The organism is Haloferax sp. ATCC BAA-644 (assembly GCF_000336975.1).
In the GTDB taxonomy this organism is placed as follows: domain Archaea; phylum Halobacteriota; class Halobacteria; order Halobacteriales; family Haloferacaceae; genus Haloferax; species Haloferax volcanii.
This window is the reverse complement of sequence record NZ_AOLF01000013.1, coordinates 232,605-248,497: the sequence shown is the minus strand read 5'-3', so window position 1 is coordinate 248,497 and position 15,893 is coordinate 232,605. Positions and strand designations below refer to the sequence as shown.

The 15,893-nt window shown below is 68.3% G+C and carries 16 protein-coding genes, 2 tRNA genes and 1 pseudogene; 12 read left to right on the top strand and 7 right to left on the bottom strand.

The features are described from left to right. Positions 1-226: 226 nt before the first annotated feature. Positions 227-298: transfer RNA gene (locus C458_RS05010), tRNA-Ala, on the bottom strand. Between the two features lie 152 nt (positions 299-450). On the opposite strand from C458_RS05010, the gene C458_RS05005 reads away from it, so the two are divergent. Continuing rightward, entirely contained in the window at positions 451-669 is a 219-nt protein-coding gene (locus C458_RS05005; RefSeq protein WP_008573753.1) for a hypothetical protein, read from the top strand. A 293-nt stretch (positions 670-962) separates the two neighbouring features. Here the strand turns inward: C458_RS05005 and C458_RS05000 are convergent. Then, positions 963-1,034 (bottom strand) — tRNA-Ala (locus tag C458_RS05000). A gap of 233 nt (positions 1,035-1,267) precedes the next feature. On the opposite strand from C458_RS05000, the gene C458_RS04995 reads away from it, so the two are divergent. The 4 genes and pseudogenes from C458_RS04995 (at position 1,268) to C458_RS04980 (ending at position 3,732) form a co-directional block, all read left to right on the top strand. Then, complete coding sequence (locus C458_RS04995; RefSeq protein WP_004977438.1) at positions 1,268-1,735, top strand: 30S ribosomal protein S15; 468 nt, start codon at positions 1,268-1,270, stop codon at positions 1,733-1,735. A gap of 4 nt (positions 1,736-1,739) precedes the next feature. Then, positions 1,740-2,861, top strand: coding sequence for a hypothetical protein (locus C458_RS04990; protein WP_008573751.1), 1,122 nt, complete (start codon positions 1,740-1,742; stop codon positions 2,859-2,861). Beyond that, positions 2,858-3,100, top strand: coding sequence for a KEOPS complex subunit Pcc1 (locus C458_RS04985; protein WP_008573748.1), 243 nt, complete (start codon positions 2,858-2,860; stop codon positions 3,098-3,100). Before C458_RS04990 ends, C458_RS04985 begins: the two co-directional genes overlap by 4 nt. After that, positions 3,093-3,732, top strand: a pseudogene (locus tag C458_RS04980) (30S ribosomal protein S3ae). The gene C458_RS04985 and the pseudogene C458_RS04980 overlap by 8 nt, the downstream one beginning before the upstream one ends. A gap of 123 nt (positions 3,733-3,855) precedes the next feature. On the opposite strand, the gene C458_RS04975 reads toward C458_RS04980, so the two are convergent. Further along, entirely contained in the window at positions 3,856-4,302 is a 447-nt protein-coding gene (locus tag C458_RS04975; RefSeq protein ID WP_008578301.1) for a plastocyanin/azurin family copper-binding protein, read from the bottom strand. A 165-nt stretch (positions 4,303-4,467) separates the two neighbouring features. Here C458_RS04975 and C458_RS04970 point away from each other — a divergent pair, with 165 nt between their 5' ends. Continuing rightward, a complete protein-coding gene (locus C458_RS04970; RefSeq protein WP_008573746.1) occupies positions 4,468-5,139 on the top strand; it encodes a protein sorting system archaetidylserine synthase in 672 nt (223 codons plus the stop codon). A gap of 28 nt (positions 5,140-5,167) precedes the next feature. Here the strand turns inward: C458_RS04970 and C458_RS04965 are convergent, their stop codons facing one another. Continuing rightward, complete coding sequence (locus C458_RS04965) at positions 5,168-5,443, bottom strand: hypothetical protein (RefSeq protein ID WP_008573744.1); 276 nt, start codon at positions 5,441-5,443, stop codon at positions 5,168-5,170. A gap of 151 nt (positions 5,444-5,594) precedes the next feature. Here C458_RS04965 and C458_RS04960 point away from each other — a divergent pair, with 151 nt between their 5' ends. Next, on the top strand, positions 5,595-5,918 hold the full coding sequence (locus C458_RS04960; protein WP_008573743.1) for a DNA-binding protein transcriptional regulator: 324 nt from the start codon (positions 5,595-5,597) through the stop codon (positions 5,916-5,918). A gap of 2 nt (positions 5,919-5,920) precedes the next feature. Here the strand turns inward: C458_RS04960 and C458_RS04955 are convergent, their stop codons facing one another. Beyond that, positions 5,921-7,063, bottom strand: a complete 1,143-nt coding sequence (locus tag C458_RS04955; protein WP_004063838.1) for an acyl-CoA dehydrogenase — start codon at positions 7,061-7,063, stop codon at positions 5,921-5,923. 116 nt (positions 7,064-7,179) lie between these two features. On the opposite strand from C458_RS04955, the gene C458_RS04950 reads away from it, so the two are divergent. Further along, positions 7,180-8,256, top strand: a complete 1,077-nt coding sequence (locus C458_RS04950) for a phytoene/squalene synthase family protein (protein ID WP_049897022.1) — start codon at positions 7,180-7,182, stop codon at positions 8,254-8,256. A gap of 219 nt (positions 8,257-8,475) precedes the next feature. Continuing rightward, the gene (locus tag C458_RS04945) at positions 8,476-9,324 is read left to right on the top strand and encodes a heme-copper oxidase subunit III (protein ID WP_008573737.1); all 849 of its coding nucleotides are present in this window, start codon (positions 8,476-8,478) and stop codon (positions 9,322-9,324) included. A gap of 106 nt (positions 9,325-9,430) precedes the next feature. Here C458_RS04945 and C458_RS04940 read toward each other — a convergent pair whose 3' ends face one another. Further along, positions 9,431-11,089 (bottom strand): TrkA family potassium uptake protein, encoded by a 1,659-nt coding sequence (locus C458_RS04940; RefSeq protein WP_008573735.1) that lies wholly within the window; start codon positions 11,087-11,089, stop codon positions 9,431-9,433. 53 nt (positions 11,090-11,142) lie between these two features. On the opposite strand from C458_RS04940, the gene C458_RS04935 reads away from it, so the two are divergent. Both C458_RS04935 and C458_RS04930 read left to right on the top strand, forming a co-directional pair. Beyond that, the gene (locus C458_RS04935; protein WP_008573732.1) at positions 11,143-11,493 is read left to right on the top strand and encodes a hypothetical protein; all 351 of its coding nucleotides are present in this window, start codon (positions 11,143-11,145) and stop codon (positions 11,491-11,493) included. A 166-nt stretch (positions 11,494-11,659) separates the two neighbouring features. Beyond that, entirely contained in the window at positions 11,660-12,502 is an 843-nt protein-coding gene (locus C458_RS04930) for a CDP-alcohol phosphatidyltransferase family protein (protein ID WP_008573730.1), read from the top strand. Here C458_RS04930 and C458_RS04925 read toward each other — a convergent pair whose 3' ends face one another. Next, the gene (locus C458_RS04925; RefSeq protein WP_008573729.1) at positions 12,503-13,408 is read right to left on the bottom strand and encodes a hypothetical protein; all 906 of its coding nucleotides are present in this window, start codon (positions 13,406-13,408) and stop codon (positions 12,503-12,505) included. A gap of 162 nt (positions 13,409-13,570) precedes the next feature. Here C458_RS04925 and C458_RS04920 point away from each other — a divergent pair, with 162 nt between their 5' ends. After that, positions 13,571-15,841: a hypothetical protein gene (locus C458_RS04920; protein WP_008573727.1), complete on the top strand. Its 2,271-nt coding sequence runs from the start codon at positions 13,571-13,573 to the stop codon at positions 15,839-15,841. The last annotated feature ends 52 nt before the right edge of the window (positions 15,842-15,893 follow it).

Genomic DNA, 15,893 nt, shown 5'->3' with positions numbered 1-15,893 from the left:
CGGACTCGCCGGGAGTCCCGCGAGCGCAGCGAGCGGGACGTCGGCGAGTCCACGAACGACTGACGGAGCGAAGCGACGGAAGGAAGTGAGTGGACTCGCCGGGATTTGAACCCGGAGCAAGACGTGCTCGCTCACGATGTTCGCTCCGCGCGACTTCCAGGGATTCAAATCCACACGCTCGCTACAGCGAGCGCTCGACTCGCCATTTCTTCACTTCGTTCAGAAATGGACTCGCCGGGATTTGAACCCGGGGCCTCTCCCATGCCAAGGGAGTGATCTACCCCTGATCTACGAGCCCTCAAACGCAATCATCCATTTCCCGGTCGAATAAATAAGGGCTTCGAATCGTTCGACGGCTGTGGGGGAACCGCGTGGGCGGGCGAACACTCCAGACCACGACGGCGGCGACGAACCGACTCGTTTTTTCCGTCGCTGGCGGAACCACTCGGTATGACCGACGACGAGGCTCCCGACGTTCCGGTGGTGTGCGAGGCCTGCGACACGACCACTCGCGTTCCGCTTTCGGAGGTCGCGGACGCCATCGAGCGCCACAACGAACAGGTCCACGACGGCGACGACATCGCGCAGGTCGACCCCGAAATCGTCAAGCACGTCACCGACCTCGCGGCGAAGGACATGAGCGTGTTCGAAGACGAAGACGAGGCGTGAGGTTTCAGACGGGCGCTAACGCCCTGTCTCGATACGTTTCAGCCACAACGGTTCGATTGCGGTAGCTCGCTACGGCGAGCGCTCGTCTCGTCATTTCCTCACTTCGTTCAGAAATGGACTCGCCGGGACTAAGCAAACTGGAGGTTTGCAACGGTCGTGAACGGAGTTCACGGGATTTGAACTCACTCGCAACGCTCCGCGTTGCTCGCTGCTCAAATCCCGTCTCGAACAGACATCAATACAGTCGATACACGCGGCCCGCTTCGCTCGCCGGTGGTATCGACAGAAGTTGATGGACTCGCCGGGATTTGAACCCGGGGCCTCTCCCATGCCAAGGGAGTGATCTACCCCTGATCTACGAGCCCGCACCCTCCGATAGCCGTCGCCCGTTTAGAAGCCCTTCGATTCCGACCGGGGCGAGTCGGGCCCGAGTCGAAACGGTTTAACCCGGCGCGCGTGGACAACCCGATGGGAATCCAGCACGGCCGCAAATCTGACTTCGCCCGTTTGGGCTTGGGATTGCGGTAGTGCCCCGGTAGTCGGTGATACGACTGCGGGGTACTCGTTTCTGCGGTCAGTGCGGTTCCAACCCGCAACAATGGCACGAATGCACACCCGCCGCCGTGGCTCGTCCAGCTCGGACAAGCCGGTGGCAGACGAAGCACCGGAGTGGAGCGACGTCGACGCGGCTGACATCGAAGCCCGCGTCGTCGAACTGGCAGAACAGGGCAAGGACCCGAGCCAAATCGGCCTGTCCCTGCGCGACGAAGGCGTCAAGGGCGTTCCCGTCCCCGACGTCAAGCTCGCCACGGGCAAGAAGGTCACCACCATCCTCGAGGAGAACGACGCCGCAGGCGACCTCCCCGAGGACCTCCGCAACCTCATGGAGCGCGCCGTCCGCCTCCGCGAGCACATGGAGGAGAACCAGCAGGACAAGTCCAACCGTCGCGCGCTCCAGAACACGGAGTCGAAGATTCGCCGCCTCGTCTCGTACTACCGCGGCGACAAGCTCGACGACGACTTCACGTACAGCTACGACGTCGCTGTCGAACTCCTCGAAGAATAACTGAATGTCCGTGAGCCCCGCCGAACAGACACCCGCCGCCGATGCCGCCGCGACCCTGCGCGAGGCGACGTTCGTTCGCCTCCGCGTCCACGGGAGCGGTGCCGCTGTCGCGGCCGCCGGTGTCATCGGACGGGCGCTCAGGACACTCGACGTCCCCTTCCGCATCCGCGCGACCGACGCCCCGGACACTGTCGCACACGACGACGTTGTGGCAGTCGTCGGACTGTCGGACGCCGATGCGGACCTCGAACTCGACCCGAACGACGCCGTTTCGGTCGTCCGCGAACTCGGGGTCGACCCCGACCCGGCGGTCGCGCTGGCCGGCCTCCACGCCGCCGGCGAATCGCCGGACGACGACACCGACCTCGCGGACGCCGCGGCCGACGCGGGTGTCGAAGCCGGACCCGGCGTGGCCGTCCCCACGGGCGACCTCGCAGACGGGCTGGCGCATTCGACGCTCGTCCACGCGCCGTTTTCGGCCGACAGGGAGCGCGCGCAGGCGGACCTCGCCGAACTGTCGCTCCCGGCCGAACTCGACGCCGACGCCCGCAGGCGCGTCGCTTCCCTCGTCGCCATCGACGCGACGAGCGGCGAGGCGACCGCCCGCGCGGCGACCGCCGTCGAGCGCGTTTTGGGCCCGGAAGTGACTCCGAACGGACCGTTCGAAACCGTCGGCGGCTTCGCCGACGTGCTCGACGCGACCGTCCGAGAGTCGCCCGGGACCGCCGTCGCGCTGGCGCTCGGACACGACGTTCGCGACGCCGCGCTCGACGCGTGGCGCGACCACGCGCAGGCGACCCACGCCGCGCTCCGCGAGGCGACGACGGGCCGCTACGAGAGCCTCTACGCGCTCTCCTGTGACCTGTCGTCGCCGGGGCGACTCGCCACGGTGGCGAGGCTCGCCCGCGACTTCCGCTCGCCCGAGCCGACCGTTCTCGCGGTCGGCGTCGGAGCCGCGGCCCTCGTCTCGACCGGCCCCGCCGGACTGGACGAGGAACTCGCCGCGGCCGCGAGTGACCTGCCGGCCGCGTCCGCGACCGGGTCGCCGTCGGAGGCGACGATGACGTTCGACTCCGCGGCGGAGCCGAGCGATGTCGTCGCGGCCGTCAGGGAGGTGCGCCGATGAGCCGGCGTGCGACCCTGCGGACGACCCACGACGACGCCGACATCGTCGCCGGCGCGCTCGAACCGGACAACACCGAGTCGATGCACAGCCGAGTCGAGGGGGACGAACTCGTCACCACAATCGAACGCGATTCGACCGGCGGCCTGCACGCCACGGTCGATGACTACGTCGTCAACGTGACGGTCGCCGAGACCGTCATCGAAGCCACACGAACGCACACAGACACTAACCATGAGTGAACGATCCGTCTCCAAGCAGAAGCGCGGAAAGCGATGGTACACCGTCATCGCTCCCGAGAATTTCGACCGTAAGGAACTCGGTTCGACCTTCGCGGACGAACCCGAGAAGATCAGCGGTCGCACCGTCGAGTCCACCCTCGGCGACCTCAACGACGACCAGGGCGCGAACAACGTCAAGCTCACGTTCAAGATTACCGACGTGGGCAGCGACGCCGCCTACACCGAGTTCATCCAGCAGGAGCTCACCCGAGACTACCTCCGGAGCCTCGTCCGCCGCGGCGCGTCCAAAATCGAGGCCAACGTCACGGCCATCACCAAGGACGACTACCGCGTCCAGCTCCAGCCTGTCGCCTTCACCACGAAGAAGGCAGACCGGAGCCAGGAACACGAAATCCGTCGCATCATGACGGAACTCNGCCAGCCCGCTCAGAGATGTGTATAAGAGACAGGGTCGCCTCTCGTCGGCCATCTACGGCGACGCGAAGGTCATCTACCCCCTGCGCCGCGTCGAGGTCAAGAAGTTCTCCCTCGAAGCCCGTCCCGAAGAGGTCGAGGCCGAAGAGGAAGCCGCCGTCAGCGTCGACGAAGGCGACGTCGCAGTCGACGTCGACGACGAAGAGACCGAAGCGTAAGCCGTCTCGTCGGCGGCCCGACTTCGAACTTCGACTTTTTACGCGGCCGCACCTGCAGATGAGCGAGCGACGCCGCTGTCGGGTGTTGAATCCGGGGCAGACGGCGGGTGGTGAGTTCCGGGGCTACTCCTCGACGACGATAGTGCCGACCATCCCCTGTTGCTCGTGGGGAACACAGAGATACTCGTACTCGCCGGGCACGTCGAAGGTGTACGAGTACGTCTCGCTACTGGCGATGAGGCCGCCGAGCGAGTTGGAGTAGGCGTCGCGGGCGGCCTGTTCGGTCTCGTAGCCGCCGCTGGCGAAGAACGCGGCTCCCTCGGGGAGGGTGCCCTCGTAGGCGGTGACGGTGTGGCCGCGGGAGCTCGTGTTGCGCCAGACGACCTCGTCGCCGGCCTCGACGGTCAGCGTCGGCGGGTCGAACGCGACCGCGGTCATCCCGATGTCGAAGTCGTCGCCCGACGCCGTCAGGGTCGCACAGCCCGCGAGGCCGGCGGTCGCCGCCGCACCGGCCGCCGCGAGGAACTGACGCCGCGTCCGACCGTCGTCCGAAGACCCGTGGTCTCGCATGGTCGCTTCTCGGGACGCGACCGATAAATGTCGCATGGTTCGCCCGCCGAACCGCCGAGCGGGGCGGAACACGCCGCGACTGCCGGTTCGAGCGACAGCGACGCGAAGCCGGTCGCCGACGGACGGAACGTAAGAGGGAAAGGGCAGGTACGCAATCGCATCGGTATGAGACCCCGATTCGTCGGTCGGTTGGGCCCCGCCGACGTGGTCACCGCCGGGAACGCGGCGCTGGGATTCGTCGCGGCGGTGTTAACCGCGGTCGACGTGCACCTCGCGGCCAAGGTCATCCTGCTCGCCGCGATGGCCGACGGCCTCGACGGCGTGGTCGCCCGGCGCTACGGCGGGACCGACGCGGGGCCGTATCTCGACTCCCTCGCGGACGTGGCCTCCTTCGGCGTCGCGCCCGCCCTGCTCGTCGTCGCGGTCGTCCGCGAGATGTGGGGCTTCGACCGGGTCCGGGTCGTCGCCGGCGTCGCCGTCGCCGCGCTGTTCGTCGCGGCCGCGGTCGTCAGACTGGCGCTCTACACCGCCTACGACAGCGGGTCCGACGAGACGGTCGGGGTGCCGACGACGCTCGCCGCGACGATTCTGTCCGCGGGCGTCCTCGTCGGCTTCGTCGAGCCGATGTTGCTCGTCGGCCTCTCGGCGGTTATGGCCGCACTCATGCTCTCGGACGTGTGCTACCCCGACCTCCACGCGCAGGACGCGCTCGTCATGGGTGTGGTTCAGGGCCTCGCAATCGTCTGCTCGGGGACGCTCGGTGAGGGTTTCTCGTTCGGCCTGCTGTTCTTGGCGCTCGGTTACCTGTTTCTCGGGCCGCGCTTCTACTGGGCGTGACCGGGGCGGCGGAACGGAACGCGCCCGCTTACATCCCCATGTCAACCGCGTCCTCCGGGACGGGCAGGTCGTGCGGCGAGACGCCGAGGAGTTCCGCGGCGTGGTCCAGCGCCATGTCGAAGCCGTAGTAGCGTTCGAGTTCGTCGCCGTCGGCGGTCGGTCGGACCTTCAGCATCGCGTAGCCGTCGATGTTCTGGGCTACGGCGGCGGTCCGCCCGTCGCGGTCGAATTCGAGGACGCGCTCGGCGTCGGTGACGTAGTACCGCGCGGTGACGCCGTTCGCCTCTGCGGTTGCGTCGGTCATGCGAGGCGCTAGGGAGCACGGGCTGTCTAAACTATCGGTTCCGGCGGACTAGCGTGGGAGAGCGTGGCTGGACGCGACGGGCCGGCAGACCGGCAGACCGGCGGGCCGGCGGAACGAAAGTGACGTGTGTCTCTCCCACGAGACGGGAGCTATGTGGTTTCAGAGCGGCCGTCGGCGCGACCTGTGTGCCGTCCTCTACGACGCGGGCGAACTCCGGGGACAGAAGCTGAAGACCCGACTGGAACGCTACTACGACCTCCGAATCGACCCCCAAGCGTTCTACGGCACGCTCGACGCGCTCGTTGAAGCGGGCCACCTCGAACGCCGGACGGAAGGCATCCACGACGTGTACGGCCTCACCGACGCGGGCGCAGAGCGGGTCGAGTCGTACCACGCGTGGCTCGCGGCGCGCGTCGAAAACGGGGCGCGGGGCGCGGAGGACGCGGAGGATACGAACGAATCGGTCGTCGACTGACGTTACTTCTGGAGCCAGTCACCGATGGTGTTGCGGAGAATCTCGCTCGTCCCCTCGTAAATCTCGTTGAGCTTCGCGTCGCGGTAGTAGCGCTCGGCGGCGAAGTCCTTGGTGTAACCGTAGCCGCCGTGAATCTGGATGCCCTCGTTGGCCACCTCGCGGCTGATTTCGCTGGCGTAGAGCTTCGCCTGTGCGGCCTCCTTGATGAACGTCTCGTCGCGCATCTTTAGGTCCGCGGCCTTGTGCATGAGGAGCGTCGCGGCCTGCACCTTCGTGTCCATGTCCGCGAGTTTGTGCTTGATGGCCTGGAAGTCCCCGATGGGCTGGTCGAACTGCTCGCGCTCGCCGGCGTACGTCACGGCGTCGTCGAGGGCGGCGCGGGCGATGCCGATAGAGCGCGCTGCGATGGTGATGCGGCCGCCGTTGAGCGTCTTCAGCGCCTGCACGAAGCCGTCGCCCTCGTCGCCGAGGAGTCGGTCTTCGGGGATGCGCATGTCGTCGAAGCGGAGTTCGGCGGTCGGACAGCCCTTGTCTCCGAGTTTGTGCTCCGTGCCCTCGACGACGAAGCCGTCGTCAACCTCGGGCCGGACGACGAACGACGAGATGCCCTTGTTACCCGCGTCGGGGTCGGTCTTGGCGAAGACGACGACGGTGTCCGCGACCGAGCCGTTCGAAATCCAGAGCTTGCCGCCGTCGACGACGTACTCGTCGCCGTCTTTGACCGCCGTGGTCTCCATGGCCGGCACGTCGCTGCCCGCGCCGGGTTCGGAGAGCGCGAACGCGCCGATGTCGGTGCCCTCGTTGACCGGCGTCAGGTAGGTCTGCTTTTGCTCTTCGTTCCCGAACTCGTACAGCATGTTGCCGGCGAGGCTCGTGTGGGCGGCGACGATGGTCCCGAGGCCGCCGGAGCCGCGAGAAATCTCTTCGAGACCGATGGCGTAGGAGTGGTAGTCGAGGCCGGCACCGCCGTACTCCTCGGGGAAGGGCATGCCCATCAAGCCGAGTTGGCCCATCTCGGCCACGAGGTCGGCGGGGAACTCGTCGGTCTCGTCGATTTCCGCCGCGCGAGGTTTGACTTCCTCGTCGACGAACTCCGAGACCATCTCCTTGATTTGCTTCTGCTCCGCAGTGAGCGCGAAGTCCATGCCTGAATCTTTCATCGACTATGCTTATGGTTTTCTCCTGCGTCGTCCCGGCCGTCCGCGGATGCGCCCCCCACGAGACTTTTTATCCCCCCTTCCGTAATACGGGTACGCTTCGAATGTCTCGACACGCCGATGCCCGGCCACCGGCAACTGATGACGACCTCGATTGGTGTCACGATGCAGTTCAGGGGGTCTCTCGGACCTTCGCCCTCACGGTCGACGTCCTCGACGAACCGATGGCGTCGCACATCTGTATCGGATATCTCCTCTGTCGAATCGCCGACACCGTGGAGGATTCGTCTTCAATCGCGCCCGACGAGCAGGCACACCTCCTTCGACTCTACGACCGCGCGCTCGACCCCGACGACGACACCACCGTCGACGAGTTCGTGACCGCAGTACAGCCGCACCTCCCCGCGGAGGGCGAACAGTCCGACGACTGGATGGTCGTCGCCAACACCGCTCGGGTCTTCCGGACGTTCGAGGCGCTGCCGGAGGACGTGCGGGAGGCGGTCAGACCGCCGGTCCGCGAACTCGTCTCGGGCATGGCGATGTTCGTCGAACGCTACTCCCAGACCGGCGGGCTCCGCATCCAGTCCCGCGAGGAGTTAGAGGAGTACTGCTACTACGCCGCCGGCACCGTCGGCAACCTCATCACGAACCTCGTGACCCGCGGCAACGTCGACAGCGAGCGCCGGTCGCGGCTCTACGACACCGCCGAGGAGTTCGGCCTGCTCCTCCAGCTCGTGAACATCGCGAAGGACGTGCACGACGACTACACCTCCGAGAACAACGTCTACCTCCCCGCCGACTGGCTCGACGACGCGGGCGTCCCGCAGGAGGAGGTCGTCGACCCCGAGCACAACGACCGCACGGCCTCGGTGGTCGCGCGGACCGCCGACCACGCGAAATCGTTCCTCGACGACGCGCAGACCTACTTAGAGACGGTGCCGCTCCGCGAGGGCAACACGCTCGCCGCGTGGGCGATTCCGTTCCTCCTCGCGGTCGGGACGCTCCGCGAACTCGTCGCCAACCCCGAACACGCGGTGACGGGCGAGGGGGTCAAAATCTCCCGACAGGAGGTGTTCGCCGTCGTCTCCGAGATGAACGGCGCGAGCTCCGAGTCGCTCGCCGAGATGCGCGAAATCATCTCGCGCCAGCCGTTCCACCGAGCGACGACGAACCTCGACTGAAGACGACGCCGCGCCGTCGGTCGGGCCTCGGTTCCGTTTTCGCGTCTCTTCTCCGTCCGTTCGCTTCGAGCGCCGCCGAACGCGGCGGGGATTTCTCTCCCGCGAACGCCACGCTTCGCACCCGCCGCGACCCCGTCGGAACCGCATTCGAGACCCATGCGGTCCCGTGACGAACGCAGTTTGGGAGGATTTTTAGTAACCCAAGCATAACGGGCGTCTATGAGTACCGAAGAAGCACACGACGACCACGGCCATCACCTGCCGGCGGTTCAGGACTGGCCGCGCGGCTTCGGCGAGGCGAGCTGGTGGCCGTTCGTCACCGCCGTCGGTGGCGCGGGCATCTACGCCGGTGCCGGGCTGTACGTCTTAGGACAGGACGGAATCGTCGGTCAGACGGCGGGTCCCGCCGTGTTCATCGGCAGTATCTTCCTCTTCCTGGCCGGGCTCTACGGCTGGTTGTACCACGCGTTCGTGAGCCACTTCTGGTCGCGCGACGCGAGCCAGAAGAGCGCGTCGAAGCTCCGCTGGGGGATGATTGCCTTCCTCGGCTCCGAACTCGGGACGTTCGGCGCGCTGTTCGCGTACTACTTCTTCATCCGCGCGGGGACGTGGCCACCGCAGGAACTCCCGCATCTCACGGGGTCGTTAGTGTTAGCGAACACCGCCATCCTCATCGTGTCCAGCCTCACGCTCCACTGGGCGCACGTCGCCATCCGCGAGGAGAACCACCGTAACTTCGTCCTCGGGCTCGCGGTCACGCTCCTGCTCGGCGTGATATTCATCGGCGGGCAGGTGTACGAGTACTACGAGTTCATCGTCCACTCGAACTTCTCGATTACCGACGGCATCTTCGGGTCGGCGTTCTACGGCCTCACCGGCCTGCACGGCCTCCACGTCAGCCTCGGCGCGGTGCTTCTCGGTATCGTCTTCGTCCGCGCGCTCCGCGGGCAGTACTCCGCCGAGCGCCACGTCTCCGTCAGCACGGCCTCGATGTACTGGCACTTCGTGGACGTCGTCTGGATCTTCCTCGTCGTCGTCCTCTACGTCGGCGCGGAAGTCGGCGCGTAACGTCACCGTCCGTCGCCGCGACGCCGCGGCACCGATTCTTTCGAACCGCTCTTTTCCGAGAGCCGCGACCGTCGACCGACGGCCGGACCGACCCGTCAGCGGCCGCTCACCCGAACTGCTCGTTGAAGCGGTAGATGTCTTCGTCCACGCCGGCGACGACGAGGTCGTCGTCGGCTTCGACCCGGAACGCCGGGCCGACCTCGGTGACGAGCGCGCCGTTTCGCTCGACGGCGATGACGGTGCAGTTCGTTCGGGCGCGAACGTCGGCCCCGGCGAGGGTCCGCCCCACGAGGCCGGGGGCGTTCGTCCGGACGATTTCTATCTGCGACTGCGGCGCGATGACCTCCTCGTCGAGCACCGTCGAGGCGAGCATCCGGCCGGCGACCGTCGACAGCGCGAGCACGTAGTCCGCGCCGGCGCGGTAGAGTTTGGCGATGCTTTCGGTCTCGTTGGCGCGGGCGATGACCTCCGTCTCCTCGGAGACGCGCTCGGAGACGAGGGTGGCGAAGACGGCCGTGGTGTCGTTGTCAAGCGCGAGGAGGACGCCGCGGGCCTCGGAGACGTTCGCCTCGGAGAGCGTCTGCGGGTCGGTGATGTCGCCGACGAGGTCGACGCCGGGCTTGTCCTGCTTGTCGACGACGAGGTGCGGGACGCCGGCGCTCGCTAACTTCTCGGCCGCGGTGGAACCGACCTCGCCGTATCCGGCGACGATGACGGTTCCGCGGCGGAAGCGCCGCGCCGACGACAGCGTCAGCGCGCGGAGTTCTTCGAGTTGCTTCTCGCGGCCGACGACGAGCAGGATTGTGTGTTCGTCGATGACGGCGTGGGGGGCCGGCGGGGAGACGAACTCCCCGGTGAACCACGCGCCGATGACGTTGACGCCGGTGACGCTCCCGATGCCGCTCTGGGCGATGGTCCGGCCCTCGGCGGGGCTGCCGCGCTGGACGAGCAGCTCCGCGACCTCGAAGTCCTCGCCGATTTCGATGGCGTCGCCGAGTTCCGAGGAGATGGACGTGGTCGCCTTGCCCGCGAGGCTCTCGCCGAGGAGCCGGCGCGGCGAGACGACCCGGTCGGCCCCGGCGTAGCGGTGGTAGTCAGCGACATCGGGGTCCTCGATGAGGCTGACGACGCGGGCGTCAGGCGCGGCCTGTTTCGCGGCGAGGATGATGCTCGCGTTCGTCTCGTCGTCGTCGTCGGCGACGATGGCGAGCGCCTCGGCCGCGTTCGCCGCCTCCAGCGACTCGACGTCCTCGGGGTCGCCGTGGACGACGTCGTAGCCCGCGCCGTGTAGCTCCTCGGCGCGGTCCCGGTCGGCTTCGAGAATCACGTAGGGCACGTCCATCGAATCGAGTTCGTCCACGAGGGCGTCGCCGCGCGGGGTGAACGTGCAGATGACGACGTGGTCCGAGCGAGTCGACGCCGTCGGCGGCGCGGTCCGCAGGGCGTCTTCGACGAGCGGGACGAGAAACAGCGGGAGCGTGAGGAAGACGGTCGTGACGCCCGTGAGTTGCATCAGAATCGACAGCGCGAGTAACGGCGGATGGTCGACCCAAAATCGGGTCTGTTCGCCGTAGCCCGTCGTCGTGAACGTCTCGACGACGACGTGGACCGCCTGCAAGAAGGTGATGTCCTCGCCGGCGAAAAAGCCCGCCGCCCACTGGTAGGCGATGGAGAACATGAGCATCAACAGCCCGGCACCCGCGAGATAGCGGCCGAGTCGTCGCTTCGCCTTCGACAACCCGGGGCCGTCGCCCGAAATAGACATACACCCGCTATGGCCGCCGGTGGCTAAAAGCGTCCTGACGCGGGAGGCGTTCCATGAGCCGCCGTCGAGACGCCGCGCTCGCAATCGCGGTGCTCGTCCCCGTCGCGGCCGCGGCGGTCCTTCTGGGGACGCCGATGACGCCCGAACCAGTCTTCGTCGGCGTCGCCGGGGCGCTCGCCCTCGAAATTGCGCTCTCGGTGCGGGCGTCCGCCGTCCGAAGGCTGTGGGCGCGACGAACCGTGGGAACCGCGTCCGTCGCGGTCGCCGTCGTCGGCAGCTCTCTCGGCGTCGTCGTCTTCGGGCCGGCGTCGCTCCTCGCCGTCGCGGCCGGGCTCTCGACCTATCTGCTCCTCCTCGCGGCGGTCGAGTTTCGGAGTCGCGGCCGAGGGGAGAGCCGCCCGTGACTCTGCCCCGCAGACCTATTACGCGAGGAATACTTAACAGCCGCCCGTCCCCCTGTACGGGTATGTGTAGCACACCGTCCGACCGCCGAGACGACAGTCGGCGGCCGTGACGCTTTCGGGAGACGGCGCGGCGACGCCGCGGACGACACGTCGGACGAGACGGCGCGTGCTCGAAACCGGCGGCGCGGCGGCCGCGGCCACGCTGGTGGTCGGTGGACTGCTCGCGGTCGAGTGGCTCTGGCTCGTCTCGCGGGCCGCCCCCTCGCCCGAGACCGCCGCGGCAACGTGGGCCGCCGGGACCCTGCTCGTCGTCGTCGGGCTCTGCGCGTACGCCTACGCGAACGCGGACGAGAACGTCGCGCCCGGAAACGCCGGAACGGCCGAATCCGCGGCGGGGTCGGCCCGCGCCTACGACGACCTCGGGGTCCCGACCACCGTCACGCTCGTCCGCGGGTTTCTCGTCGCGGGCGTCGCGGGAATCGTCGGCGTGGCGCTCCACGGGTCGCTGAGTCCGTCGTGGGCGTGGGCCGCCGCCGCCGGCTACGGGGTCGCCGCCGCGCTCGACGCGCTCGACGGGGCGCTCGCCCGTCGACTCGACCGCGTCAGCCGCCTCGGCGCGCGACTCGACACCGCGGTCGACGCCTTCGGCCTCCTCGTCGCCCCGCTCGCGGGCGTCCTCCTCGGAGAACTCGCGTGGTGGTATCTCTCGGTCGGCGCGGCGCGGTACGTGTTTCTCGTCGGCCGCCGCCTCCGCGAGCGAGCGGGCCGGCCGACGTTCGACCTCCCGCCGCGGGCCTCGCGGCGCGTCCTCGCCGGCGTCCAGATGGCCGTCGTCCCGCTGGCGCTCGCGCCCGGCGTCTTCGACCCGTGGATGCCGCTCGTGACCGGCGTCGCGGCGGCGGCGCTCCTCGTCGGCTTCGCTCGGGACTGGGGCTACGTCTCGGGGCGGTTCGGGGGCGAGGGAGGGGGCGACACGGACGGGGACGGGGACGCGACCGTCTCGGAGTAATCAGTCGAGTTCGGCCAACACGTCGAGGTTGTGAGCGACGTACGCGAGTTCGTCGCCCGCGAGGGCGTCGTGTCGGGCGTCGAGCCACCCGTCGAGCGTCGCGCGGTCGACCGCGGCCGACTCGCCGACGGATTCCTCGACGAAGCCGAGGATGCGGTCGAGGAAGATCCGCGCCTCGTCGTCGTGCGGCGGGTGGACGACCCAATCCGAGCCGCCGGCCGCGACGACCGGCGCGCCGAGTTCCCGCAGGGTCGACAGGAGGTCGGAGCCGGTGTTCGGTCCCGCGCGGTCGCCGCCGCGCATCGTCTCGTGGTACGCACCGAGCACCGCGTCGTCGTCGGGGTGGCTCGGGCGGAACGCGGTTCGACCGTCGAACGTGATGGGCGCGTAAAAGAGGCCGTCGTCGGTGAGCCGCGAGAGGAGCGCGTCGACCGCCCGTCGGAGCGGGAGCACGTCGAGGACCGCGTGCGCGACCACGAGGTCGATTGCCTTCGGGAGGACCGTCATCGCCTCGAAGAGGTCGCTCGTCACGTAGATCAGCGAGACGCTGCGGCCGTGGCGTTCGATGCGGAAGCCGTCGGGCGTCGGCTCGGCGGTCCAGCCGGCGGCACGCGCCCACTCAGCGAACGCCGCGGCCGCGTGGTCGGCCATCCCGCGCGTTCGGTCGACCATGACGTACTTTATCTCGTCGTGCGCGTCGAAGACGCCCCACGAGAGGAGCCGCCGACACATCGCGCCCGTCCCCGCCCCGACCGAGATGACGCGGAGCGGCTGTCCCGACCGCGACTCGGCGCGCGCCTCCAGCCGGTCGATGAGGCTCGCGAGCGTCGGTCGGTGGAGCGCGCGGTCGTCCACGGGCTCCTTCGCGCGGAGGTAGTGGACGAACCGGTCGTCGTGGCTGGTCACGACCGACCCGTCTCGGCGGACTCGTATAACCGTTCTCCCGGCTCGGTCCCGACCGCGGCGAGCGAATCGGTCACAGCAGACACGCTGAAGTGTGAACTGAGCTAAACATTCGCTCGATTCGCCCGGAAAGTATTTGATTCGGTTCCGGTGATGTAACCCCAAATGGATAGCGAGATTATTGACGCGGTGACCGGGTGGGACTCCGCGCCCGCCGAACGAGGCTACGGTGGCCTCCGGTCGCTCGCGGACGACGGCTTCACAGGAGCCGTCGTCGCTGGCATGACGTGGGGATTCATGCTCAACGGCCGTCTCCTCGGCGTTTTCGACGGGGCGGTTGCAGATTTCGAGGGTGAATCGTTCGAGGCGCACCGCGCACCGGACCCAGCGCTGCCGCTTCTGTACGCGATGCAGGAGACCGGCGGCGACGTCCGCGCGCAGTACTACACGGAGGAGACGCCGCTGCAAGACGCAAACGGAACGCTCTCGTCGGGCGGCTTCACCGGCTACGTCGAACTGTCCGAGAACGTGCTCTCGGGCGACTACTTCGTCGTCTACCACGGGGGGAAGTCGATGAGCGCCGCCTTCGTCGGCAACAGCAAGCGGCTCATCACCGGCGACGAGGCGTTCGAGCGCGCGAGCGACGAGGTTGGCATCTACAAGGTTTACGACGTGGACATCGACCTCGTCGACATTCCCGAGGCCGACTCCGACGAGGAAGCCGACGATGCGACGGGAGCCGCCGCGGGCGGCGTCGCTCCGACGGACGACGAGACCGACGCGACAGACCCGTCCGAGGTGCCGGAGCCCGAACCGGCGGTCCCTGACGAGTCGGGGGCGGCAACCGCTGCCGACGAGACCGCACCCGAGCCCGCCGACGGTGACGGCGATGACGATGGAGACAGCGACGACGGCGAACCCGTCGACAGCGAGCCGGCGATGGCCGACGCTCCGGCCGACGAAGAACCGGGTCCCGCGGCTGACACGACCGCGGACGACGCCGAGCCGGCAGCGTCGACGAGCCCCGACGACGAGTGGACCGAGACGGAGTCCGGACCGTCTGTGACTCCGGGCGGGTCGCGGTCTCCGGAGTCAACCGAGGCGGCCGCGTCGCCCACGAACCGGCCCGTGCCGGAGGAGTCGCGGCCGCCGACGGGCGAGGGACCGGTCGTCACCGACGCCCCACAGAAGAACGGCGAGGCGGCGTCTCCGGACCCGGACCCGGACCCGAATCCGGAGGGCGGCGCGACCGGCGACGACGTGTTCTCCGCCGAGGCGCAGTGGCGAAACGCCCGGTCGATTCCGTCGCTCGACCCCCGCGACGCCGAGGGAGAGTCCGTCGACGGCCGCCCCGGGACGCCTCGAAGCCACCAGCGGAACACGACGCAGGCGACGCATCGCCGGCAGTCACAGGGCGAATCGCGGGCGTCGCCGCAAGACCAGAGCCAGCGGTCGAACCAGCGGCAGGCCCAGCCGGCCGACGGGACGCCGGACGAGCCCGCCGCCGACCCGGCGGAAGCCGAGTCGCTGAAAGAGCAGGTCGAGGCGCTGGAGTCGGAGCGCGACCGGCTCGAATCCGAGCGCGACTCACTCCGCGAGGAGCGCGACGAACACCGCTCGCGCGCCGAGGAGCTGGCAGACCGCGTCGCGGAGCTCGAATCCGAGGTCGAACGGCTTCGGGGACAACTCGACGAGGCGGGGATTCGGTCGACCGACCGCTCGATGTCGGCCGACGAGGCGCTCCGCGGGACGAACCTGTTCGTTCGCTACGCCCGCAAGGGCGAGGCGACGCTGGAGAAAGCCCACGACGGGCAGGCCTCCCGCGAGGAGGTCGTCGAGAACCTCCGGCTCGAACACCACACCACGTTCGACACGGAGGGGCTCGGCATCGACGGCCAGCCCTACGAGGAGTTCCTCCACGAGACGCCCGAGTACGGCTTCGCCAAGTGGGTCGTCACCGACCTGCTCTACGAAATCGGCGAGACGGGCAACCGGTCGAGCCTCGCGGGCGTCTTCGACTCGATTCCGAAGGCCGACCGAATCGAACTGTACGGGAGCGTCTCGATACCCCTCGGCGACGGCGAAGCCGAGTCCCGGCAGTTCGACATCATCGTCCGCGACCAGATGGGCGAGCCGCTGTTCGTGGCGAACCTGAACGACTCGCGGGACCCGGCGACCCGGCCGATGGTCACCCAACTCATCAAGGACTCGAAGAGCGTCGCCAACGCGAAGGAGACGCTCGGCTCGGCGTTCATGGTCACGAAGAGCTTCTTCGAGCCGGGGGCGCTGGAGGCCGCCACCGAGGAGACCGGCGGGGGTCTCCTGAGTCGGTCGAAACGCAAGAGCTTCGTGAAGCTCTCGCGGAAACAGGGCTACCACCTCTGTCTGGTCGAAGCGCGGGGTGGCGAGTTCCACCTGAACGTGCCCGACCTCTGAGTCGCCCCCGATTCGACCGTCGTCGCGGTCGCTGTCGCTGTGTTAGTTTGTG

What these genes read in the sequence shown, in the direction of transcription:
- C458_RS05005 (WP_008573753.1), top strand. Translation starts at nt 451, where the DNA reads ATGACCGACGACGAGGCTCCCGACGTTCCGGTGGTGTGCGAGGCCTGC.
- C458_RS04995 (WP_004977438.1), top strand. Translation starts at nt 1,268, where the DNA reads ATGGCACGAATGCACACCCGCCGCCGTGGCTCGTCCAGCTCGGACAAG.
- C458_RS04990 (WP_008573751.1), top strand. Translation starts at nt 1,740, where the DNA reads ATGTCCGTGAGCCCCGCCGAACAGACACCCGCCGCCGATGCCGCCGCG.
- C458_RS04985 (WP_008573748.1), top strand. Translation starts at nt 2,858, where the DNA reads ATGAGCCGGCGTGCGACCCTGCGGACGACCCACGACGACGCCGACATC.
- C458_RS04975 (WP_008578301.1), bottom strand. Translation starts at nt 4,302, where the DNA reads ATGCGAGACCACGGGTCTTCGGACGACGGTCGGACGCGGCGTCAGTTC.
- C458_RS04970 (WP_008573746.1), top strand. Translation starts at nt 4,468, where the DNA reads ATGAGACCCCGATTCGTCGGTCGGTTGGGCCCCGCCGACGTGGTCACC.
- C458_RS04965 (WP_008573744.1), bottom strand. Translation starts at nt 5,443, where the DNA reads ATGACCGACGCAACCGCAGAGGCGAACGGCGTCACCGCGCGGTACTAC.
- C458_RS04960 (WP_008573743.1), top strand. Translation starts at nt 5,595, where the DNA reads ATGTGGTTTCAGAGCGGCCGTCGGCGCGACCTGTGTGCCGTCCTCTAC.
- C458_RS04955 (WP_004063838.1), bottom strand. Translation starts at nt 7,063, where the DNA reads ATGGACTTCGCGCTCACTGCGGAGCAGAAGCAAATCAAGGAGATGGTC.
- C458_RS04950 (WP_049897022.1), top strand. Translation starts at nt 7,180, where the DNA reads ATGTCTCGACACGCCGATGCCCGGCCACCGGCAACTGATGACGACCTC.
- C458_RS04945 (WP_008573737.1), top strand. Translation starts at nt 8,476, where the DNA reads ATGAGTACCGAAGAAGCACACGACGACCACGGCCATCACCTGCCGGCG.
- C458_RS04940 (WP_008573735.1), bottom strand. Translation starts at nt 11,089, where the DNA reads ATGTCTATTTCGGGCGACGGCCCCGGGTTGTCGAAGGCGAAGCGACGA.
- C458_RS04935 (WP_008573732.1), top strand. Translation starts at nt 11,143, where the DNA reads ATGAGCCGCCGTCGAGACGCCGCGCTCGCAATCGCGGTGCTCGTCCCC.
- C458_RS04920 (WP_008573727.1), top strand. Translation starts at nt 13,571, where the DNA reads ATGGATAGCGAGATTATTGACGCGGTGACCGGGTGGGACTCCGCGCCC.